Source organism: Agromyces litoreus, assembly GCF_040496015.1.
In the GTDB taxonomy this organism is placed as follows: domain Bacteria; phylum Actinomycetota; class Actinomycetes; order Actinomycetales; family Microbacteriaceae; genus Agromyces; species Agromyces litoreus.
Genome location: NZ_JBEPKA010000007.1, coordinates 109,132 through 129,880 on the forward strand (window position 1 = coordinate 109,132; position 20,749 = coordinate 129,880).

Below are 20,749 nucleotides of genomic sequence, written 5' to 3' on the forward strand. Positions count from 1 at the left end.
GGGGCCTGCTCCCGCGCGCGTCGACCGTCGTCGCTGGCGAAGTCAGCGCAGGAAGGTCTCGGCCAATCCTTCCGGGCCACCATGCCGGCGCCAAGATGCGGCGACCACGCGGTACGTGCGCTCGCCGGCATCCCTGCACACCTGACGCACTTCGGGATCCCGGACAACCTCGCCGCACGCCTTGCGCACGGCCGGTCGCCGCAGCAGAACAGCGGCCGAGACCGCCGCTGCAGCGCCGAGGGGGAACAGCATCAGCCAGGGGTTGCTGCCGTTGCGAGCGCGCGCCTCGTAGTGCGGCTCGCTCGTTCCGGTCCCGGTCGCGGACGAGGGCGTGTCCTGCTCCGACCGCTCCGACCACACGGGCAGTGCACTCATAGTCATGATGATCTCCCTATAGAGTGGGCGGATACGGGTGCTAAGTTAGCCCCGCATTAGCCCGAGTATAGGCACGAGGTTAGGGTAGGTGTCAAGAGTGGCGACCCCGCGCGCAGATCCGAACCCCCGCCTGACCGCGCAGGCATCGGTACTCAAGGCGTGGGGGCGGGAGTGGCGACGCGCCAACGGCACGGGCCAGCAGGAGCTGGGGCGGATCGCCGGATATGGAAGCGACGAGAGCCCGAAGAGCGCCGCCGTGGCGATCTCCCGCATCGAGTCCGGCAAGACCGACCCGACCGGTCGGTACCGCCAACGTCTCCTGGACGCGCTCGGGCACACGGAGGCGGAACTCGAGGAGGAGACGGAGCGAGCGCTCGCGGCGCTCTCGCGCCCCGGCGTCTTCGCCCGTGCCATCGCCGGGCCGATCTACATCGAGAACGAGGCTCGGCGAGCACAGATCATCGCATCGTCGAACCTGCTCACCGAACGGGTCACGTTCCAGATCCGCAACTCCGAGCGCACGCTCGAGCGAGCGTGCAATGGATTCGTCCTGCCGTTCCTCGAGACGGCCGCGAGGTTCGACTGGCGACTGCGGCTCGATCCCGAGGATGCCGGGGCGACCGACGAGACGGCAGGATCGCTCGAGGGCGAGATCCGGCAACTGAGGGGAAAGACGGAGGCCAGCGTCCTGAAGGCGCTGACCGAGAGCACGGCGGGCGCGGGCGCCGCAGGTGGGCCGGGATCAGGAACCGCGGCCGGCGTGCTCGTCGCCCTCTCGGCCGCCGGGACTGCATCGACTGGGGCTGCAATCGCCTCGCTCTCCGGCGCGGCTGCCTCCAGCACCACGCTCGCCTGGCTCGGAAGTGGTTCGCTCGCAGTCGGTCGCATGGGCGTCGCGGGCGGCGCGGCGGTCCTGACCGGCATCGTCGCCTTGCCCGCGCTTCTGGCCATCGGTGGAGTGCTCGTCTGGAAGGGCCGAAAGCTCCGCAAGGAGGCCGAAGCAGAAGCCGAGAAGCTCGATGCCGCGCAGCAGGCGCTGGAGGACATGCAGGACGCACTGCCGCGCGCAGAGAAGTGGAACGAAGCCCAGCAAGCCATCATCCAGCGCGCTGAGCTGCTCGGACGCGCCATCCGATCCCGCTCTGCGGGGGCACCTCCGTTCATCCCGGCACCCGGGCATGACGCGCGCCGCCGGATCGAATGGGACGCGCTTTCCCCCGACGCTCAGAAGGCACTCGAGATCGAGCTCAAGCTCGTCAGCATCATTCTCGACACACAGGCGCTGCCGGTCTGGCTGGGGGTGACGAGCGTCAATGAGCCCGACCTCACGCCCTCCCAGGAAGAGACGGCCACCAAGTCAGCAGAGTGGATCGACGAGAGTCTGACACTCGCTCAGCTCGACCTCGATGAGTACGAAGAATGGGTGCGGCGCCTCCTGGCCCACGACTCGCCGAAGTAGTCGATCGGCAAGCGCGGACAGGTGCTCAGCGGACGCGGAGCGCCCCGGCTTGGACCCGCACGGTGAACGCCCGCACATCGCCGGCCTCCTCGCCGTCGATCTCGAACGGCAGGGGCTTCGGGAGCTCGACCGTCATGCGCGTGCCACACAGATGCGTGGCGGTCTCGGCGTCGGCCGCCTCATCGTCCTTCGCGAAGAAGCGGCGGATGCCGTTGTCCCATACGAAGGACCGCACGGTGTCGAGCCACCCGACCAGGCCGTCGGCACTCACGACGAGCGCGTCGAGTCGCCCGTCGTCGAGGACGGCATCGGGCAGCAGTGCGACGCCGCCCTGCACCGTGCCGCAGTTTCCGACGATGAAGGTGTGCCCGCTCAGCGTCTGCGGGTCGTCGTCGTCGATCGCGAGGGTGAACTCGACGACATCCGAGGCGGCGATCGCCCTGCCGAGCGCGGCCACGTAGGCGAGCCAGCCGGCCTTGTCCTTCAGGTCGTCGTCGGTCTCGACGAGCATGTGCGCATCCAGACCGAATCCGACCATGACGGCGAAGCCGCGCTCCTCGCCGTCGCCCGTGTCGACCCAACCGATGTCGATGCGCCGCTCACCGGTTCCGAGCGCGCGCTCGATCGCCGCTTCGGTGTCGCCGATCGGGACCTCCAGGTTGCGGGCGAGCAGGTTGCCGGTGCCCTGCGGGATGACGCCGAGCACGGCATCCTCTCCGGCGAGCACCTCGGCGACGGCCCGAACCGTACCGTCGCCTCCGGCCACCACGACCACCTCGGCGCCTCGCGCAAGCGCCTCTCGCGCCATTCCGCGACCCGGGTCGTCCTCAGTGGTCTCGAACCAGGAGGCGGCGGCACAGGCGTCCGGATCCACGCGATCGAAGGCGTCGCAGAGCTCGTCGCGCTCGATCTTGCTCGGGTTGAAGATGACGGCGATGCGAGCGGTGGTCATGCGCTCACTCTGCCACGCCGCCCGACCAGATCGCGTCAAGGCGGGCAAATGCCCGTAGACGCCTCGAGGGGCGGGCGCCACCGTGGACCCATGCATGAAGACGCCCGCTGGTCCGTCGCACCCCAGACTGCCGTGAGGAACGCACCGCGAGGCGGATGGCGCTCCGTGATGAGGGCTCGCGTCGCCGCGGTCACCGCGTTGGCCGTGCTGCTGACCCTGATGCACCTCGTCCCGTCGTCGGCCAGTGCAGACGTGCTGGGAACGCCGCCGAAGGTCATCGACTACAACACGGTCCCGGTGGCCGACTGGCCGGCTCTGCAGCGAATCGAGACCAAGGCGGCCGAGGAGGTCCTGCAGAACCACGCCCTGCCGTCCGGCGACCTGAACGCCGTCCTCGGCTGGGGTCGCAACGAGGTGAGGACTCAGTTGTGGGTCGACATGGTGAGGATCATCAAGAAGGATGCTGCGCAGCGCACCTCCGACGAACACGCCGCCTACCGATGGCTTCAGACGCTCGTGCAGAAGCAGAACATCGCAGCGGCGCGCGCGAGCATCGACGAGTACCTCCGGTACTCGGGGCTGACGGAGGCCACGTACCGCACGAGTCAGCCGGTCAACTACAACAACCCCGACAAGAGCGCAGCCACTGGGGGGTACTGTCTGTACCGGGCGCCTGGGATCTACGCGGACGACTACACGGGCTATATCGACCAGACCTGCTATACGCCTGGCACGGGGCTGGCGAACTATGCCGTGCCCATGCCCAGCTACGAGCAGTTCCTGAGCTACGGACAGTACAAAGTTCTGGCGCCGGTCGTCTCGAACCTCGACTTCTCCAACGTCGCGGCCTCGATCGCTGCCAGCGCCGCCGCCGGTGCCGCGCTGGCAGCCGCCGGTGTCACGATCCCGCTTTCCCTGTCCATCGCGCTGGTGGCGGACGGGATCTTCCCCTGGGCGGTGTACGGCGGAACGATCGGGGCAGTCGCGGTGGGCGCCGTCGCCTCGGCCACCGCTACCGCCGTCCTCTTCGTCGTGGTCATGGTCGTCGCAAGCATCCAGCTCGACACTCAGCTGAACATGGGTCAGCGGCTCTACGAGAATTGGCAGTACGCCCTCTCCACTCCTCCGGACCTCCAGGCCGGACTCCGGGCCGACGATGCGGCCCTGACGTTCCCCGGCCTGACGGATGAGCAGCGCAAGCCGAAGTGGTACCCGGGCCTGTTCACCATGCTCCTCACCGGGACGCTGCCGGAAGCGACACCCGAGCCCTGCGACAGCGGACTCGTCATCGGCGGGTCCGCCTACCGTGTCGGCTGCGTCAACTCGCCGGCTCCCGCGTCCATTGCCGCCGGGGACCCCGTGTTCCGCGTGACGAAGCAGGGGTCGAGCACCTTCACGGACCAGCGGTTCATCGCCGCCGACGACCCGTATCGGGGCGGCGCGACCGTGACTCGCGCGAGCGGGCACGGGTGGTTCGTGCAGAGCCCCAGCTTCTCCCGGCCGACGATCCAATCGCTCGACATGAGGTTCACCGGCTGGGATGGGCGCGCGTACGTCGCCGCGCGCATCTGGGACGGCACTGACGGGGATCGATTCGTGGTGACGCCGGTGGGTGCAGGGGCTGACTCGGCCGACGCGTCGGTCACCGACACGCTGCAGCTGACGGTGTCCGGCGGCACGAAGGTCTCTGCGAAGCTCGTCGCCGACTCGAGGCCGGTGAACGCGGGCTCCGTGCCGGAGACCGTGGATGTGTACGAAGCGGCGACGTTCAGTGCGCCCGGCGAGGCGGACGCCTCGTACAAATGGTGGTTCCCCACGAAGGACCTCTCGTCCAACAGCTTCGGCGTACAAGGGATCCCTCCCGGATACCAATCGGCGGACGGCGCTACGGTCACCCACTCGTTCATCCAGACAGGATTGGTGACCGCCTACCTGGCCAAGACCACGGCGGACGGCGCATACACCGTGACCTCCTATCCCATCAATGTCCTCGAGACCCGCTGGGCGGATCGGATCACCGTCGACGGGCCGACGACCGTGCGACTCGGAGAATCCGTGACCCCCACCATCACGACAGCGTCAGGGCTGCCGTTCACCGTTTCTCAAGCCGGCATCAGCTGCGGTGCGGTCTACTCGGGGGGGAGCTTCGAGGCCCTCCGTGCCGACGCGCCCGGGACGTGCACGTTCGTCGTGAAGACGCTCGGGAACGCCGACTACGCACCCGCATCCCTCACGGGCGCCTTCGAGATCTACCGCGGTGAGCAGACCATCACCGTCGGTGATTGGGCGTCTCTGCCGGTCGGAGACACTGAGGCGATCCCCGCCACCGCGTCATCCGGTCTTCCGGTCACCGCGACCGTCGTGCCCGAGTCCAGCACCGTGTGCTCGGTGTCGGGAGCAACGGTGTCCGCCCTCGCATCCGGAACCTGCTCCCTGGTCCTCACCCAGGCCGGCAACAGCTCGTACCTGCCTGCCGTCCCGGCGACGACCAGCTTCGCGGTGACGCGAGGCCAGCAGTCCATCACCATCGAGCCACTCGACGACCTCACGTACGGCGAGTCCCAGCCCGTCGTCGCATCGTCGAGCGCCTCGGCTCCGGTGACGATCGCCATCGATCCCGCCTCGGCCGCGATATGCAGCTACGACGCGGAGACCGGTGCGATCACCGCCGTGGGCGTGGGCACCTGCCGCGTGACCGCCGACCAGGACGGCGACGACGACTACCTGCCGGCACCTCAGGCATCGAGCGAGTTCGCCGTCACGCCCGCCCCCCTGAGCGTCACGGCCGAGGACACGAGCATGCAGTACGGGGGTGCGACTCCGGAATTCACGTACACCGTCAGCCCATCGATCGCGGTGGCCGGGGTCGTGTGCGAGACCACCGATCCGCTCACCGCCGGGGATCACCCCATCGTGTGCAGTGGTGGCGACGCCGGACCCGACTACGCGATCGAGTATGTCTCCGGAACCCTCACCGTGACTCCTGCACCAGCGACCGTCACCGTGACACCCGCCGAGGTGCAGTACTCGGACCCCGTGCCAGACCTCGACGTGTCGTGGTCCGTCGACGGCCTCCTCGGGTCGGACACGCTCACCGGTGAGCTCTCCGGATGCCGCGCCGACGGCCTGGATATCGACCAGGGTCGTGTCACCTCCTCGGCCGGCGCATATCCGCTCTCCGGCTGCGACGGGCTCGGCAACCCCAATTACCGCGTTTCGTACGAAGGGGCGGTGAACGTCGAGCGCGAGACGTCCACCCTGTCCTACGACGGCGAGTGGTACGTGTCGACCGTCGATGCCGCCGGAAGCGATACGGGCAGTGGGACGGCATCCTTGGCAGCCACTGTTGCACAGGCCGATGACGGGTCCGACGGAGACGTGACGAAGGCGACCGTCGACTTCCTCCTGTTCTCGTCCGGCAACACGTCGAACACCCCGACGGCGAGCATGACGGGCGTGGCCGTCGACAGCCTCGGCCACGCGTCCGCGCAGGCTCCCGGACTCGCACCCGATGTGTACCGCGTCGTCGTGCGGGTCAGCCCGACGAATGGCTACTTCACCGGGCCGATCACCACGGACCAGCTCGCGGTGTACCAGCCGGTACGCGGGGCCTCGGCCTCGGGCGGCGGCTGGATGGCCGACCCCGGCTCCGCGGACGGCCGCGGCCAGTTCGGACTGTCCGTCAGGTACGGCAAGGAGCGCGAGCCGCAGGGCAGCGCCACGTTCTCCTGGGTCGATCCCGACACCGGCTATCAGTACCTCCTGGCATCCGACTCGTGGCAGGGTGGCGACCTGGCCATCGCCGGTGCGCGAGTCAGCCTGACGGCGACCGCGTCGCTCACGGTCACCGATCCCAGGACCCGGAAGGTCATCGATGCGCTCTCCGGTGGGCACCGCACGATCAGAGTGGTGGCAACGGACGGCGGGAAGGGCGGGCAGAATGACGACGTCGCCGTGACCGCACTGAGCCCCTCCGGCCAGGTACTCCACGCAGTGAGCACAACCTCCATCGGCGGGGGGAATGTCACGGTGAGTCGCTAGCTCCGCAGCTCCGCGGGCCGGCGGCGCGGGCGCGGGCGTAGCCTCGGACATGTGACCGAGCAGCAGCCGTTCGACCTCGTCCAGGAGCATGGCGGGTGGGAGGTGCGTCGCTATCCGTCGCACGTCGTGGCCGAGACCGTGGTGCGTGGCGTGCCGTTCGAGGATGCCGGGAATCAGGCCTTCCGCTTGCTCGCGGGCTATATCGGCGGTGAGAACGCCGCCCGCCGTTCGATCGAGATGACGGCGCCGGTGGTGCAGTCGTCGGAGAAGATCGCGATGACGGCGCCCGTCCTGCAGGAGCGGAGCGGTGAGGGGCAGGTCGTGGCCTTCGTGCTGCCGGCGGGGATCACCGAGGGCGAGGCGCCGATCCCCACTCGTCCCGAGGTGAGGTTGCGGACGGTGCCGGAGCAGCTGGTCGCCGTACTGCGGTTCAGCGGTCGCTGGACGCGGGAGTCGTGGGAGCAGCACCGCGACGAACTGCTCGCCGAGGTGAGCTCCGCGGGGCTCACGGTCCGCGGCGAACCGCGCTTCGCGCGTTTCAACCCGCCCATAACCCCGTGGTTCCTGCGCCACAACGAAGTGCAGGTGGCGGTGGAACCGGCCGCCTGATCCGGTGCGCTCGATCAGGTCGACCGAGCCGTCTGCTCTATCAGCGCCCGAACCTCGGGCACGAACTCGTCGACCGGCCCCTCGACCGGCAGCCCAGGCGCGACGGCCATGATCGGCAAGACCGCGACAGCAGATGCCGCGGCGCCGGCCGCTGCGCGCCATCCGCTGATCTGCTCCGCCGACGCGACGTACACGATACGCCCGAGCCCGACCCACGCGTGCGCCTCACGGTTGCGGTCCTCGAACCGCACCGTGCCGGACGCGACGACCAGCACCGACCCGAACGGACCGTCGCCGTCGGCGAGCGCCTCACGCGCGAGCTCGACGGCCCGGCGCAGGTGGACGAGGTCGGTCTCGGAGATCGTCATGCGTCCAAGCGATGCCACGACGGTATCCGCCGCCGCCGAACGTACTCGGACAACGGCATGCCCGCCAGCGACGAGAACATGCGCCGCAGGTGGTACTCCGTCGTGCCGAGTCCGCGCGCCAGGCCGGCGAGGTCGATCTCACCATCGGTGAGGTGCTCCTCGACGACCTCGACGAGCCGATTCAACGCAGCGACCACGGTGACCCCCTTTCGGCATCCAGCCTGCTCATCGCGCAGGGGACGGACCCGACTATCGTGGTCCGATTCGATCGCACCCACCCAGCGTTGATGGTCAACCCGCCGCGTTCGGCGACGGGTGGACTGATCCGCCTCATGTCCGACCCGACAGTGTCGCTTGACCCTCACACCGTGTCATGGTCGAACGTGGTCTCCACCATGTACACCATCGGAGAATTCGCCGCATTCGGACGCGTGAGCGTGCGGATGCTGCGCCATTACGACGCGATCGGGCTGCTCGAACCGGCGCACGTCGACGAGCACAGCGGGTACCGCCGGTACTCGAGTGCCCAGCTGCAGCGGCTGCTGCGCATCGTCGAACTGCGCGGCTACGGAATCGGCCTCGACCGCATCGCGGTGGCCCTCGCCGACGACGGGGACGGAGGTGTGCACGACGCTCTCGCCGAGCGTCGCGCCGAGCTCGCGGCATCCGTCGCCGACGACACCGCACGGCTCGCACGACTGGAGCGGCGACTCCGACTCCTCGAAGGGACAGAGACCATGAGCGACACCATCCAATACCGCACCGTCGCGCCCGTCACCGTCTACGCGACCAGCACCGTCGCGCCCGGCATGGGCCCCGAGAACGTCGGTCCCGTCGTGGGCCCCGCAATCACCCGGCTCGACGACGCACTGACCGCCGCCGGCCGGCCGCTCATCGGGCCGGGCATCTTCTGGTACGAACCGGTCGAGGGCAGCGACGACCTCGCCGTGCACGTGTCCTACACGGCCGAGCCCGAACCGCAGCCCGGCGCGGGCTACGACGTCGTGACGCTGCCTGCCGTCGCAACCATGGCCACGTTGATCCACCGCGGCGACATGACCGGCATCGGGCAGTCGTGGCGCACGCTGGTCGACGGCATCGTCGCCGAGGGGTACCGGATCACCGGCCCCACCCGCGAGGTCTACCTCGTGGCCGACGGGCACGAACCCGGCCCCGACTGGGTGACCGAGCTGCAGGCACCCGTCGAACGCGAGGCCTGAGCCCGAAGCCCCGACCGCGTTCGGTTCCCATTCCCGGCCAGGGCTGGCATCATCGTGGCATGGCACCGTGGCCGAGGCAGATGAGATGACCTCACCGTTGCCGCTGGTCGGTCGGGACACGGAACGCGCGCAACTCGACCGGCTGCTGCAACCGGACGGCCCATTCGTGGTCAACGTCACCGGGCCGGAGGGTGTCGGCAAGTCGGCGCTGGTCGAGCGCGTGCTCCAGCGCACCACAGGTCGCTTCGCCGACGTCCAGCACCTCGAACTGCGAACCGAGGGCATCGGCGACGTGATGCCGGCGGTCCGGAGCTTCACGGCCCGCATGCCGTTGTCGCTCCCCGGCGGGAACCGTGATCGGTCGTTGCTGGTGATCCATCGAGGCGATCCGCTCGCGTCGCAGGCCGAGTCGCTCGTGCGGCTCGCCGCACAGGACGGCGCCCTCACCATACTCGTCGAATCGGTGCCGGAACTCCGTGCGCCGGGCTGCGCACCCGTGCTCGTCGGGCCGCTCGGGGCGGATGCCGCTGCGCAGCTGTTCCGTCAGGCCGCCGCGAGCGTCGGGGTCGACGTCGGCGACGGACCGGAGGTCGACGACCGCATCCGTCGGATCTGCTCGTCCGTCGACGGCAACCCGCTCGCGATCGAACTCGCCGCCTGCAGGCTGCCGTTCATCCCCCTGACCCACCTCGATCCGCTCCTGTCGGATCCCCGCCGTGCCCTCGACGTGCTCACCGCCCCGATCGGTGCGGGCGATCGCGCGCGCGGGGTGCGTGATGCGGTCCTGACGACCCACGAGATGTCCTCCGCCGCGGCGCAGCGGTTGCTGGAACTGCTCTCGGTGTTCGCCGGCCCGTTCGCCATCGAGGCCGTCGAAGCGGTCTGCGAGGGCCTGGTCGCATCGTGCTACAACCCCCTCGGCGAGCTCCTCGACCTGCGATTGGCCGAGCTGGATTCGGCGACGACGCTCGGCCGGTACCGGCTCAGTCGACTCGTCCAGGGTTTCGCACGCGAGCGGCTCGAGGCGTCCGGGCACGCCTCCGAAGCGCGCGATCGCCACGCCCGCCACTTCTCGGACCGGGCCCGTCGTGCGGCGGAGGCGGTCGAGGACGCCGACGAGGACGCCGCACTCGCGATCATGGGCGAGGACTTCCCGGAGTGCCTGCACGCGCTCCACTGGCTCATCGAGCACGATGCTGCGAGGGCGCTCCGCCTCGCGGCGGACCTCGGCTGGGAGGCGCAACGGCGCGGAACAGGCGATCGAGTGCTGCACCTGCTGCGGCATCTTCTCGATGCGCCGGGCGCCGGCGATCCGAGCGCACGGCGCGACGCGCTCATCTGGTCGGCGCAGCTCGAGAGCCTGACGCCCGATGCCCAGGACAAGGCCGGGGTCATCGCGGCTCGGGTGGCCGAGGCGCTCGTCCTCGCCCGTGACTCGGGCGCCCCGCTTCCCCTCCTCATGGCGCTGCGCACCCGGTTCCTGGCGGTGTCCGCCACCCGCGACGTGCCGGCGGCCTTCGCGGCCTGCGCCGAGGGGATGCGCCTCGCCGGGGAGCTCGGGCATACGCGGTGGACGGGTCGATTCGAGGTCTCGGCGAGTTCGATGTACGGCAATCTCCGCCGGTACGACGAGGCTGCCGGGCTCGCGACCTCGGGGCTCGCACGGGCCATCCGCTCCGACGACCGGCGCACGGTGGTCTTCGCGGCGTTGGTGCTGCACTCCCTCCCGACGGGGACCCTGCCCGATCAGGACGGCCGCCTTCGCCTCGAGGACGTGCTCGAGATCGCCCGCGATCTCGACGACACGCCGCGCGAGCTGCACGTGCTCGCCGCGCTCGCCCTTTCGGCGGTCGACCGCGGCGACGCCGCGGCGGCCGCGTCCTGGCTCACCATGCGTCAGTCCGCCCTGCGCCGGGTCGACCTCCTGAACGGCCTGACGGTCTCGGTCATGCTCGCCGCGCTCATCGCCGACATCCGCGGCGACCACCGCGTCGGAGCGAGGCTGCACGGCGCCATCGCATCGCACGTCGATGCGGTGCTGGCGCTGGCAGCACCGGAGCACGGCGAGCGGTACCGGGCGGCCGTCGAGCGGTTCCGCGCGACGCTCGGCCCGGCCGGATTCGCCGCGGCCGTCGCGGGCGGGCAGGTTCTCGATCGCGAGCAGACGCTGGGAGAACTCGGGGCGTACCTGCGGCAGATCGCGGACGTGCCGACGCCGGCCGAGAGCGCAGCCTCCCCGACCACTGCGATCGCGCCGCTGACGGCGCGCGAACTGCAGGTGCTCGAACTGCTGACGCGCGGTCTCCGAAACAAGGAAATCGCCGTCGAGCTGCGCATCACCCCGAAGTCGGTCATGCACCACACGAGCGCCGTGTATCGCAAGCTCGGCGTCCGCACTCGTGCCGAGGCCGCCACGAAGGCAGCGACGAGCGGGCTGGTGCGATTCGACTGAGCCCGTCGATCGGGGCTGCTCGACGGGTCCTGAACGAGGCGGGCAAATGCCCGATGCCGTCGCCGACGGCGCCTCCTATCGTGACGACGTTCGACATGCGCGTCGTCGACGCGGCGGCGCCTGGCCCGGGAGGTTCACGATGAAAGCGCTCGCAACCCACGTGGCCGCCGCAGCGGTCGTCGCCATGGCGCTGGCGGCCGGAGTGACGCCCGCGGTGGCTGCCGACGGGGTCCCGGAGATGATCCTCTTCGACGATCCGTACTACTCGGCGCCGGTCGGCGAGGAGTTCGCCGACCCCATCCGGGCGGTCGTCACCGACGACGCCGGGCAGCCGGTGGTCGGCGTCGAGGTGACGCTCTCCGTCGTCCCGGACACGTGGCAGGGCGCCACGGTCGCGCTGGACACGTACTCGGCGATCACGGGCGCCGACGGTGCGATCGTGGTGCACGCGACCGCCGGCGACGTCGGCGGACGCGCCATGCTGCGCGCCGATGTCGGTGACGACGTTCGAACCGGCGCGTGGATGCTCGTGCGACCGCCGGGCTTCCGGCCGGGCGAACAGCTCGCCGGCATCGACGCCGAGGGCGAGGACGGCGCTCGCCACAACCTCCGCGACACCGTGCAGAAGGGCAGGTACACCATCGTCGACGTCTGCGCCGCATGGTGCGGGCCATGCCGCTTCTACGCGCCGATGCTGCGCGATGCGAGTGCGAAGCTCGCGACCGACTACAAGGTCGACCTCGCGATCGTGACCGTGCTCCAGCAGGGCGCGAACGCCGGCGAACCGAGCACGCGATCGGACGCCGTCGCCTGGCAGGAGTCCCTCGAACTGACCAACACCGTGCTGCACGCGGAGGGCGACTCCGATTCCGATCTCGCACGGGCCGCTGAGTTCTTCCTGCTGGACGACGACGCCGGCGTGGGCCAGGCGGTTCCGACGAGCCTGCTCATCGGCCCCGACGGCACGATCCTCGACCGCGTGGTCGGAGCCCAGGCGAGCGTCGAGGAGATCATCCAGCGCGTCCTCGACAGCGGGGCGAAGGCCCACCGGCCGAAGGCGCCCAAGCCGGACAAGTCGCTCACCGGTGAACGGGTGACCGCCACCCTCGACGGGGATTCCGCGTCGGTCGTCTTCGACCCCTCGGGCACCCAGCAGTACGAGCAGACGCCACTCGGCATCCTCGGACATCGGTCGGACGACACCGATCCGTCGATCGCCGTCCGCAACTTCTCGTTCTACGAACCGTCCGGTCTCCCATCGTCCGGCGAGCTGACACTCTCGCTCGAGCGCCTCGACCCCAAGCACGCGAAGGAACCGCTCACGTCGAGCTCGCTCTACGTGTGGGTGACCGGACTCCTCACGCCGGGGGACTTCGACCGCCAGGCCGGCGCCTGGGTCGAGTTGCCCGCGACGTCCGTGAAGGGCATCACCACGGTCGACATCGACCTGGCCGCGCTGCGCATCCCGTACGAGCAGGCGTTGCGCTCGGGCGAGTACGAGGACTACGGCACGATCGGCGAACTGACCGACGCGGACATCGACGCCCTGGTGGCGAACATCGCCGGGGTCGAGGTGGAGGCCGTGTTCGCTCGGAAGTGACGGCTGCTCCGGCCGTGGGCGGTGCGTGATCGCGCACCGCCCACGTCGGATTACCGCGCCGCGTGCGCCGGGGCCGAACACTCATGCGCCGGGCACCGCCCAGGCATTCCGTTCGCCCATGGGCCGGAGTAGCTTTCGAGTTGACGGCGAGATTCGGCTCGCCCACGTTCGAGGGTGAACAGAATGGCCGACTTCGACTTCGACGCCGTGGGTCGCCTCATCGGCGGCAGCGGACGCGAGACCATGCCGTATGAGCTCATCGAAGGAGAGACTGAGATCCTCCGTGTCGTCGGCTCGAAGCGGCCGGGAGGGATCACCTCGGTCGGCGGCGACCTGATCCTCACCAGTCACCGGGTCATCTTCGCCCCACTGAACACCGGCGACGTCTCCAAGCTTCTCTCCTTCGGCCTCGGGAAGGCCGGCGTCGACGGGAAGGTCGTGGGACTTGTCGACAGGGTCCAGGACATGATCGGAACGGCCGCGCCGATCGGCCCGGGAGCGTTGGCGGAGATCGCCGGCGTCGAGGCCGACTCCGACGGCTCGTTGTTCAAGCCGCCGACGCTCGTCATCCGCGGCACCGACGGAAGTTCGACGGAAGTCGGCGTCCTTGCGAGTCGGCTCAGCATGAATTCGTCCGGTGAGAATCGCGTCGCGCGTGATCGGTTCATCGACGCGGTCGCGAGGCAGATCGCCCGGTAGCCTCTCGGGTCCGTCCAGGGCAAGGAGGATCAGCCGCGAAGACGGCTGCCGGATCAGGTCTTGGCGCGCCCGATCCTGCCGATGAAGGTAGAACTGGTGGGTTCAGCGTGATCACTTTCGGGCCCCCTTGCAGAGACGTCCGAGGTACCGGTTCCGGACGCGCTCCGACTACGCCGTCCACCACGGCCGCAGCGGCAGCTCGCCCACTCCCCCACGCTCGTCCGGCTTCACCGCCAGCACCTGGTGCAACTGGATGCCGCCGCGCTCGAACTGCAGCCGCGACCCGGCCATGTAGAGCCCCCACACCTTCGCGGTCGGCAGGCCGACCTCGTCGACCGCCTCATCCCAGTGCTCGACGAGGTTGGCGCACCAGTCGCGCAGCGTCAGCGCGTAGTGCGGGCGCAGGTTCTCTTCATGCAGGACCTCGAGGCCGACATCCTGCGCTTCGGTGATGATGCGCCCGGAACCGGTGAGCTCCCCATCGGGGAAGACGTAGCGGTCGATGAAGCCGTGCGTCGAGGGTTCGGACCGGTTGTCGGGGCGGGTGATGCAGTGGTTGAGCAGCAGCCCGCCGCTGCGCAGCCGCGACTGCAGGAAGCGGAAGTACTTCGCGTAGTTGCGCACCCCGATGTGCTCGAGCAGCCCGATCGACGACACCGCGTCGAAGCCGGTGTCGGCGACGTCGCGGTAATCGCCGTGGCGCACCTCGGCGAGCTCGCCCAGGCCCTCCTCGGCGATGGCGCGCTGCGCCCACGTGGCCTGCTCCTCCGACAGCGTGACGCCGATGACACGGATGCCGCGGCGCGCCGCGTAACGCACCATGCCGCCCCATCCGCAGCCCACGTCGAGCAGCCGGTCGCCCGGGCTCAGCCGCAGCTTCTCGAAGACGAGCCGGTACTTGTTCTCCTGGGCCTCGTCGAGGGATGCCTCGGGGCGCGGGTAGCACGCGCAGGTGTAGGTCATCGACGACCCGAGCACCCACTCGTAGAAGGTGTTCGACACGTCGTAGTGGTGGTGGATGGCCTCGGCATCCCTCGCCTTGCTGTGCCGGCGCCCGGTCGCGACCCGGCGCCAGCGGGGCGGCGCCTCCCCCGGCGGCGGTGCGATCGGCCGCAGGTGCTCGACGCCGATCGAGCGGAGGATCTGCGCGATCGCCCGTGGCGGCGGCATCCGGAACACGAGCTCGTCGGCGAGCGCCCGGAGCAGTTCGTAGGGGTCGCCGGGGTGCACGCCGTGGATCTCGAGGTCGCCGGCGATGTAGGCGCGCGCGAGGCCGAGGTCGCCGCGACCGGTGGCGAGGTAGGTCGTGCCCCGCGGCGTCTTCAGCTCGATGCCGAGCGGGGCGTCGGGCGGGCCCGCCGAGCTGCCGTCGTAGGCGGTGAACCGCAGCGGGAGTTGCCCACCGGCGACGAGCTCGAGGATCTCGGCGAGGGTGAGCCTGCCCGAGGCATCCGACTTCGTCGCGGCATCCGCCGGCGCACCATCGGGCGTGGCATCCGTCGCCAACCCGGGCCCGCGCTCCTTGAACGTCGTCATCGTCGTTGCACCGCCTTCGCGTAGAGGTCGAGGAGCCGTGAGTCGGGGTCGTACCGCCGCTTCGCGGAGCGGTAGGCATCGCCGCCGTAGAGCGCGTCGAACTCGTCGCGCGGGTAGAAGGAGTCGGAGTACAGCGACTTGTGCCCGTCGAGCTCGCTGACCTTGCGCTCGATGCTCCGGTTCGTCGCGCCCTCCGTGGCGCCGACCGGCACGGTCGACCAGAAGCCGACGTTCACGTAGGTGCGGTGCGGCTCGAGCGGGTACAGCGGCCAGTCGGTGTCGTCGCGCGGTCGCAGCGGGCACAGCCAGATCGGCTCGATCGGCACCTCGGCGAGGAACCAGTCGAGGAACTCCGCGGTCCGCTCGATCGGGATCTCGACGTCCTGGATCACGCGCTCGCGCGGCGGTCGGCCGCGGAACCGCTCGATGCGGTTTCCGATGTCGAACCGCCGTTCGAGCCTCATGAGCTTCCAGTACGCGCTGCTGCGCCGGTAGCGCCGCGGCCAGAACCGGCGAACGAGCGGATGCTGCGCGCCGAACGCCTGCGAGCACCAGAACCAGTCGGTGTCCCACCGCCACAGGTAGTCGTGGATCGTGAGCCGGTCGTGCGTCGCGCCATCCGCGTGCTGGATGGAGCGGTAGAAGATGCGCTGACCGGTGTAGTCGCTGGTCGGGCCGGATGCCGCGGTCTGCACGCCCACGCAGAGGTAGCTCTCGTCGGCGCTGAAGACGACCCCGTCGAGGTAGTCGACGCGGGTGCCGTCGTCGAGTGCGCCGGTCTCGACGATGCGGTCCATCGCGTCGATGAGGTCGGCGAGTGCATGGAACCGCAGGTGCGTGAGCGCGACGTACGGCTGGACGGGCTCGAGCTCGATGCGCAGCCGCACGGCGTAGCCGAGCGTGCCGTACGAGTTCGGGAACGCGCGGAACAGGTCGGCGTGTTCCTCCGCCGACGCGGTCACGACCTCGCCGGCGCCGGTGAGGATGTCGAGCTCCAGCACCGACTCGTGCGGCAGCCCGCTGCGGAACGACGTCGACTCGATCCCGAGCCCCGTCACCGCGCCACCCAGGGTGATGGTCTTCAGCTGCGGCACCACCAGCGGCGCCAACCCGTGCGGCAGCGTCGCCGTGACGAGATCCTCGTAGGTGCACATGCCGGCCACGTCGGCCGTCCGCGCCTCCCCATCGACCGCGATGACCTGCGTCAGCCCCGACGTGTCCAGGCCCCGCGCCTCGACCCGGTCGCGCGACCGGAACAGGTTCGACGTCGGCTTCGCCAGCCGCACCGTCGCCGTCGCGGGCAGGGCTCGATAGCTCGCCAGCAGGCGCTCCACGCCGTCGGCGTGAGCGGCTCGTGCGTCAGTCGCGTCGGTCGCAGGAGCGGACACACCCTCACGGTAGTCCTCGGGCGCCGCTGCCCGCATGGGTTCCTAGGCCTCGTCCCCCGTCTAGGCTGTCGCCATGTCCCAACCGCTGGACAAAGAGCCGTTTTACGACGGCAGTATGAATGAACCCATTGAGGAAGTGATTCGAATCCGAGTCGCTGAATTCAAAGACAACATCGTCGACACGACTACGTACATCGCCGATCGTGAGGTCGCGGTCGATGACGGTACGAGCGCAACCTCGATAGCAGCATGAAATGCGTTTGCTGGCGCCGGGACGACGTGCTCGGGGCGGAGGTCGACATTCATAGTGGGGTGCCACTGGGCGATAAGGTCGCGTCGGGCGACGACCGTGGCGTTGGTGCGGATCGGGCTCGGGCGGCGCGCTATTGAGGCCCGTTGGGAACATTCCACGCCGATGCCCTCGCCAATCCGATACAAAAGGCGTGAGCCCCTCGGCGTGTCCGAAGAGCGTAGTACTGGTGTCAGGGCGTGGATGCGAGCGAAGTCGAGCTGTTTGAGTTCAGGCGGCGCGAGGACCTCAATTGAGCCGTGTGTGCGGTCGGCATTAGACGGCCGCACCCATCCGGCGGTGTCGGCTTCGACATCGTCGCCTCGACGCTGCCCTCAATCACCGACAGGCGACGCATTGCCTTCGCTACTTGGCGCGAGCAATGACGACCTCGTCGCGCCAGTGATGGAAGAGATCAAGGTCCGCCTGAGGTGTCGCGTCGATCAATTCGCGAATCCGCCGGGACATGCGACCACGCTTCTCGATGCCTGGTATTCCCGTGATCGCCAGTGCCGTCTTGATGTATTTCTGCAGGCGCGGAGGAGTGCAGACGAGGTCCATCAGGTGGACCTCCAACCGAAGTGTTCCCTGAATGGCAGCTCGCGCCTCGTCAAGCGAGGGTTCGTGGCCAGCGTGTGCCACTCGGTTGCGCATTGCCGCCGTCGCCGAGTGCCATTCAGAAACAGGATCACCGCCTGCCAAGTTCCATTTGCCACCAATGCGAGATGCGTACTGGCTCTTGACGCGGGCAGTAACGCCGGATTCTTCAAGGAGGGCAGCAGCAACCTCCGGCTTGGCCCCTTCTACCCAAAACAAGTGGAGTAGAAGCGTGTCCAAGAGCACCTCAGCTGCAGTGGCTGCCCCGAGAACCGCGGCACGGTAGTCTCCGCGCAACCAGAGCGCTGCGAGTGCTTCCCGCCGAAGATCGGCATATGGCCAGAATGGATCGCCAGGAACCATCGCACGCAATATTCCGGCGAGACGATTCAACCGGTTGTCGCTCAATTCCTCCGGGATCATCGTTCTGCGTATGGAAACGTCGTGGGTGAAGAAGACTCCCGAACGGGCAGAGCCTTCGCGCTCGGTCACCACGAGAATCGTCGTAGGAAGCTGTTCACGCGCGACCAGAGAGATTGCGTCCTGCGTTTCAAGGTAGTACGCGCGCTGGAGCGCACGGATGAGGTCCAATCCACGGTCAAAAGCGTCGGATAGCTCACGTTCGGTAGGTTCTGAGCCCGCAAACGCTGCTGCGACCTCGACGACAGTAACTTGCCCGTGGACAGCAGGTAGAGCGTCGGAATCGGCTGCCACAGGCAACGAAGGATGAAAATGCGCCGCGACGCTATGCATCATGTCCATGACGCCGAGCAGGGGGTGGGACCCGCTTACAGTCACTGGACGCAGCGACATCTCGGCGCGGCCGCTCCAACCCCTCATCCCAATGTGGTCAGCCGGGACTCGCACTCCAGATGGCAAAGGGAGCGGCTCAGGAAGCGGGACATACCAGTTGAACTCTAGTTTCGCCATTCCATAAGTGTGCCCGCTTTGGCGAGTTCGCATACGCTCACCAAGCGGATCGCGCCACCGCCACGATGCCACCGGGTGGGCGACAAATGAATGATCGACTCGCACGATCTCCGTACTCGACCTCGGCCTCGACGGCAGTCGTTCCCACGAGAGACCGTGTCCGATCGAGAACGAAGGTCTAGATCACGTACAAAGTCGGATCACCGTCAACTGGTGCATTGATGCCCCCAAGGGTGCTGATAAGCAGCATTTCATCCTCAATGCGCTGAGATGCGGGAAGTGAAAGCAATTTAGCACCTTGGTTATAGGAGACGAGGTTCGGAAGATCATTCTTCATCAGTTCCGCTAGCGGTTGCGTGTCGGAAAGCAATTCCGCAGATGATCCGTACACCTCATCGACCGCGCCACACCAAGTCCAACAGTTCAGATTGTCGGTCTGTTCAACACTGATATTGGCAACCGGCACGTCTATGAGCCACCGCTCGCCATTCCACGCCACACTCTTCGGGTGAGGACCGCCAGCTATTCGAAGGCCGAATCGCTTCCGAAGTGGGAAGAAGTACCCACGAGCCCCCCAATCACCAAACTGGACCGGCGCGAGCCCTCGGTCATTCAGAATGAGATCCTTCGGCGTACGCATGAACTCCCAACGAGCACGCACGACCGCGCTGGATACTCGCTGAGTGTTCAGGATGTATCCGACATCCATCTGGTCTCTTGACCATTCGCTTGTCTCAGCTAGTTCATCGAGCGAGCGTTCAAGCTCTGGCGCGCGGGTGAACTGAGAGGTGACGTAACCCGCGAGCTTTATCCAGGAATCGAATTCAATGCCACGACCGAGTTCCTCGATGATCCGGGAAACAGGCTCTTGGGCAAACTTTTCGAAGGTGGAAAAGTACGAGTCATTGTCGGAACCAGGGAAAGGTGAACCTCGGTAAAGATCTCGTGCGTGCCCGACGTTCTCGGCGGCAGTCAGAAATGACCTTGGCGGAGTAAGGCGGACGACCGAGATGCGGCTCTTACGCAGGCGAAGCGAATTTGGATTCTGCGCGAACTGCCCGATAAGCGCTGCAGGTACGAAATGGCGTTTGTCTTGTTTCGGCATTCTATGAAACCCGTCGACAACACTCACCAGCGAGCAGCTCACTCTCGCCGGCATTGGGCCTTGGCGTCAGCGTCTCAGAAGTCCCAGTCCTCATCCTCGGTATTGACCGCCTTGCCGATCACGTACGACGAGCCCGACCCTGAGAAGAAGTCGTGGTTCTCGTCGGCGTTCGGCGAGAGCGAGGCGAGGATCGCCGGGTTCACGTCGGTGACCGAGGAGGGGAACATCGATTCGTAGCCGAGGTTCATGAGGGCCTTGTTGGCGTTGTAGTGCAGGAACTTCTTGACATCCTCGGTCAGGCCGAGACCGTCGTAGAGGCTCTGCGTGTACTGCACCTCGTTGTCGTAGAGCTCGTAGAGCAGCGAGAACGTGTAGTCCTTGATCTCGTCGCGCTTGGCCTGGTCGACGAGCTCGAGTCCGCGCTGGAACTTGTAGCCGATGTAGTAGCCGTGCACGGCCTCGTCGCGAATGATGAGCCGGATCAGGTCGGCCGTGTTCGTCAGCTTCGCGCGCGACGACCAGTGCATCGGCAGGTAGAAGCCGGAGTAGAAGAGGAACGACTCGAGCAGCGTCGAGGCGACCTTGCGTTTCAGGGGCTCGTCGCCGCGGTAGTACTCCATCACGATGGAGGCCTTCTTCTGCAGGTGCTCGTTCTCGACCGACCAGCGGAACGCCTCGTCGATGTCCTTCGTCGAGCAGAGCGTCGAGAAGATCGACGAGTAGCTCTTCGCGTGCACCGACTCCATGAAGGCGATGTTCGTGTACACCGCCTCTTCGTGCGGGGTCAGCGAGTCGGGGATGAGCGAGACCGCACCGACCGTGCCCTGGATGGTGTCGAGCAGCGTGAGGCCCGTGAACACCCGCATCGTGGTCTGCTGCTCATCGGGCGTCAGCTGGTTCCACGACTGCACGTCGTTCGACAGCGGCACCTTCTCGGGCAGCCAGAAGTTGTTGACCAGGCGGTTCCAGACCTCGAGGTCCTTGTCGTCCTGGATGCGGTTCCAGTTGATCGCGTTGACGTGGCTGACCAGCTTGACCGGCGCGGCGTGGGCCGGGTCGTTGGTGGCCGAGTTCACCGGGTCGGTGAGAGTCATCCGTTCATTCCTCTTCTCGAGTCATCCGATACGTG

At 67.9% G+C, this 20,749-nt stretch carries 16 protein-coding genes and 2 pseudogenes; 8 read left to right on the forward strand and 10 right to left on the reverse strand.

The genetic code is table 11. From position 1 onward, the window contains the following. Window positions 1-42: 42 nt before the first annotated feature. Window positions 43-381 (reverse strand): hypothetical protein, encoded by a 339-nt coding sequence (locus ABME01_RS07555; protein ID WP_353827772.1) that lies wholly within the window; start codon window positions 379-381, stop codon window positions 43-45. Window positions 382-472: 91 nt separating this feature from the next. Here ABME01_RS07555 and ABME01_RS07560 point away from each other — a divergent pair, with 91 nt between their 5' ends. Continuing rightward, window positions 473-1,834 (forward strand): helix-turn-helix domain-containing protein, encoded by a 1,362-nt coding sequence (locus ABME01_RS07560; protein WP_353827773.1) that lies wholly within the window; start codon window positions 473-475, stop codon window positions 1,832-1,834. 25 nt (window positions 1,835-1,859) lie between these two features. On the opposite strand, the gene ABME01_RS07565 is transcribed toward ABME01_RS07560, so the two are convergent. Both ABME01_RS07565 and ABME01_RS07570 read right to left on the reverse strand, forming a co-directional pair. After that, the gene (locus ABME01_RS07565; RefSeq protein WP_353827797.1) at window positions 1,860-2,345 is read right to left on the reverse strand and encodes a diacylglycerol/lipid kinase family protein; all 486 of its coding nucleotides are present in this window, start codon (window positions 2,343-2,345) and stop codon (window positions 1,860-1,862) included. 126 nt (window positions 2,346-2,471) lie between these two features. Further along, window positions 2,472-2,882: pseudogene (locus ABME01_RS07570) on the reverse strand (diacylglycerol/lipid kinase family protein); the annotation flags it as partial. A 1,425-nt stretch (window positions 2,883-4,307) separates the two neighbouring features. Between ABME01_RS07570 and ABME01_RS07575 the strand changes: the two are divergent. Both ABME01_RS07575 and ABME01_RS07580 read left to right on the forward strand, forming a co-directional pair. After that, a complete protein-coding gene (locus ABME01_RS07575; RefSeq protein WP_353827798.1) occupies window positions 4,308-6,827 on the forward strand; it encodes an MBG domain-containing protein in 2,520 nt (839 codons plus the stop codon). Between the two features lie 51 nt (window positions 6,828-6,878). After that, on the forward strand, window positions 6,879-7,436 hold the full coding sequence (locus tag ABME01_RS07580; protein WP_353827774.1) for an SOUL family heme-binding protein: 558 nt from the start codon (window positions 6,879-6,881) through the stop codon (window positions 7,434-7,436). A 14-nt stretch (window positions 7,437-7,450) separates the two neighbouring features. Here ABME01_RS07580 and ABME01_RS07585 read toward each other — a convergent pair whose 3' ends face one another. Together ABME01_RS07585 and ABME01_RS07590 are read right to left on the reverse strand one after the other, a co-directional pair. Then, window positions 7,451-7,804: a tRNA-specific adenosine deaminase gene (locus ABME01_RS07585; RefSeq protein ID WP_353827775.1), complete on the reverse strand. Its 354-nt coding sequence runs from the start codon at window positions 7,802-7,804 to the stop codon at window positions 7,451-7,453. A 23-nt stretch (window positions 7,805-7,827) separates the two neighbouring features. Next, window positions 7,828-8,001, reverse strand: a pseudogene (locus tag ABME01_RS07590) (helix-turn-helix transcriptional regulator); the annotation flags it as partial. A gap of 171 nt (window positions 8,002-8,172) precedes the next feature. Between ABME01_RS07590 and ABME01_RS07595 the strand changes: the two are divergent. From ABME01_RS07595 to ABME01_RS07610, 4 genes are all read left to right on the forward strand, one after another. Continuing rightward, on the forward strand, window positions 8,173-9,024 hold the full coding sequence (locus tag ABME01_RS07595; RefSeq protein ID WP_353827776.1) for a MerR family transcriptional regulator: 852 nt from the start codon (window positions 8,173-8,175) through the stop codon (window positions 9,022-9,024). Window positions 9,025-9,109: 85 nt separating this feature from the next. Beyond that, window positions 9,110-11,476, forward strand: a complete 2,367-nt coding sequence (locus ABME01_RS07600) for a LuxR C-terminal-related transcriptional regulator (protein WP_353827777.1) — start codon at window positions 9,110-9,112, stop codon at window positions 11,474-11,476. A 139-nt stretch (window positions 11,477-11,615) separates the two neighbouring features. Beyond that, window positions 11,616-13,076: a thioredoxin domain-containing protein gene (locus ABME01_RS07605; protein ID WP_353827778.1), complete on the forward strand. Its 1,461-nt coding sequence runs from the start codon at window positions 11,616-11,618 to the stop codon at window positions 13,074-13,076. 183 nt (window positions 13,077-13,259) lie between these two features. Beyond that, complete coding sequence (locus ABME01_RS07610) at window positions 13,260-13,775, forward strand: PH domain-containing protein (RefSeq protein ID WP_353827779.1); 516 nt, start codon at window positions 13,260-13,262, stop codon at window positions 13,773-13,775. Between the two features lie 168 nt (window positions 13,776-13,943). On the opposite strand, the gene ABME01_RS07615 is transcribed toward ABME01_RS07610, so the two are convergent. After that, window positions 13,944-15,311 (reverse strand): class I SAM-dependent methyltransferase, encoded by a 1,368-nt coding sequence (locus ABME01_RS07615; protein ID WP_353827780.1) that lies wholly within the window; start codon window positions 15,309-15,311, stop codon window positions 13,944-13,946. Then, entirely contained in the window at window positions 15,308-16,699 is a 1,392-nt protein-coding gene (locus ABME01_RS07620) for an FAD-binding oxidoreductase (RefSeq protein WP_353827781.1), read from the reverse strand. Before ABME01_RS07620 ends, ABME01_RS07615 begins: the two co-directional genes overlap by 4 nt. Window positions 16,700-16,772: 73 nt before the next feature. Here ABME01_RS07620 and ABME01_RS07625 point away from each other — a divergent pair, with 73 nt between their 5' ends. After that, entirely contained in the window at window positions 16,773-16,952 is a 180-nt protein-coding gene (locus ABME01_RS07625; RefSeq protein WP_353827782.1) for a hypothetical protein, read from the forward strand. A 402-nt stretch (window positions 16,953-17,354) separates the two neighbouring features. On the opposite strand, the gene ABME01_RS07630 is transcribed toward ABME01_RS07625, so the two are convergent. From ABME01_RS07630 to nrdF, 3 genes are all read right to left on the reverse strand, one after another. After that, window positions 17,355-18,347: a hypothetical protein gene (locus ABME01_RS07630; RefSeq protein WP_353827783.1), complete on the reverse strand. Its 993-nt coding sequence runs from the start codon at window positions 18,345-18,347 to the stop codon at window positions 17,355-17,357. Window positions 18,348-18,693: 346 nt separating this feature from the next. Beyond that, window positions 18,694-19,620, reverse strand: coding sequence for a DUF4238 domain-containing protein (locus ABME01_RS07635; RefSeq protein WP_353827784.1), 927 nt, complete (start codon window positions 19,618-19,620; stop codon window positions 18,694-18,696). A gap of 74 nt (window positions 19,621-19,694) precedes the next feature. After that, entirely contained in the window at window positions 19,695-20,714 is a 1,020-nt protein-coding gene (nrdF, locus tag ABME01_RS07640; protein WP_353827785.1) for a class 1b ribonucleoside-diphosphate reductase subunit beta, read from the reverse strand. Window positions 20,715-20,749: the final 35 nt, after the last annotated feature.

Coding starts and splice junctions, on each gene's coding strand:
- ABME01_RS07555 (WP_353827772.1), bottom strand. CDS start 381: ATGACTATGAGTGCACTGCCCGTGTGGTCGGAGCGGTCGGAGCAGGAC.
- ABME01_RS07565 (WP_353827797.1), bottom strand. CDS start 2,345: ATGCTCGTCGAGACCGACGACGACCTGAAGGACAAGGCCGGCTGGCTC.
- ABME01_RS07575 (WP_353827798.1), top strand. CDS start 4,308: ATGAGGTTCACCGGCTGGGATGGGCGCGCGTACGTCGCCGCGCGCATC.
- ABME01_RS07585 (WP_353827775.1), bottom strand. CDS start 7,804: ATGACGATCTCCGAGACCGACCTCGTCCACCTGCGCCGGGCCGTCGAG.
- ABME01_RS07600 (WP_353827777.1), top strand. CDS start 9,110: ATGACCTCACCGTTGCCGCTGGTCGGTCGGGACACGGAACGCGCGCAA.
- ABME01_RS07605 (WP_353827778.1), top strand. CDS start 11,616: ATGAAAGCGCTCGCAACCCACGTGGCCGCCGCAGCGGTCGTCGCCATG.
- ABME01_RS07610 (WP_353827779.1), top strand. CDS start 13,260: ATGGCCGACTTCGACTTCGACGCCGTGGGTCGCCTCATCGGCGGCAGC.
- ABME01_RS07615 (WP_353827780.1), bottom strand. CDS start 15,311: ATGACGACGTTCAAGGAGCGCGGGCCCGGGTTGGCGACGGATGCCACG.
- ABME01_RS07625 (WP_353827782.1), top strand. CDS start 16,773: ATGTCCCAACCGCTGGACAAAGAGCCGTTTTACGACGGCAGTATGAAT.
- ABME01_RS07630 (WP_353827783.1), bottom strand. CDS start 18,347: ATGGACATGATGCATAGCGTCGCGGCGCATTTTCATCCTTCGTTGCCT.
- ABME01_RS07635 (WP_353827784.1), bottom strand. CDS start 19,620: ATGCCGAAACAAGACAAACGCCATTTCGTACCTGCAGCGCTTATCGGG.
- nrdF (WP_353827785.1), bottom strand. CDS start 20,714: ATGACTCTCACCGACCCGGTGAACTCGGCCACCAACGACCCGGCCCAC.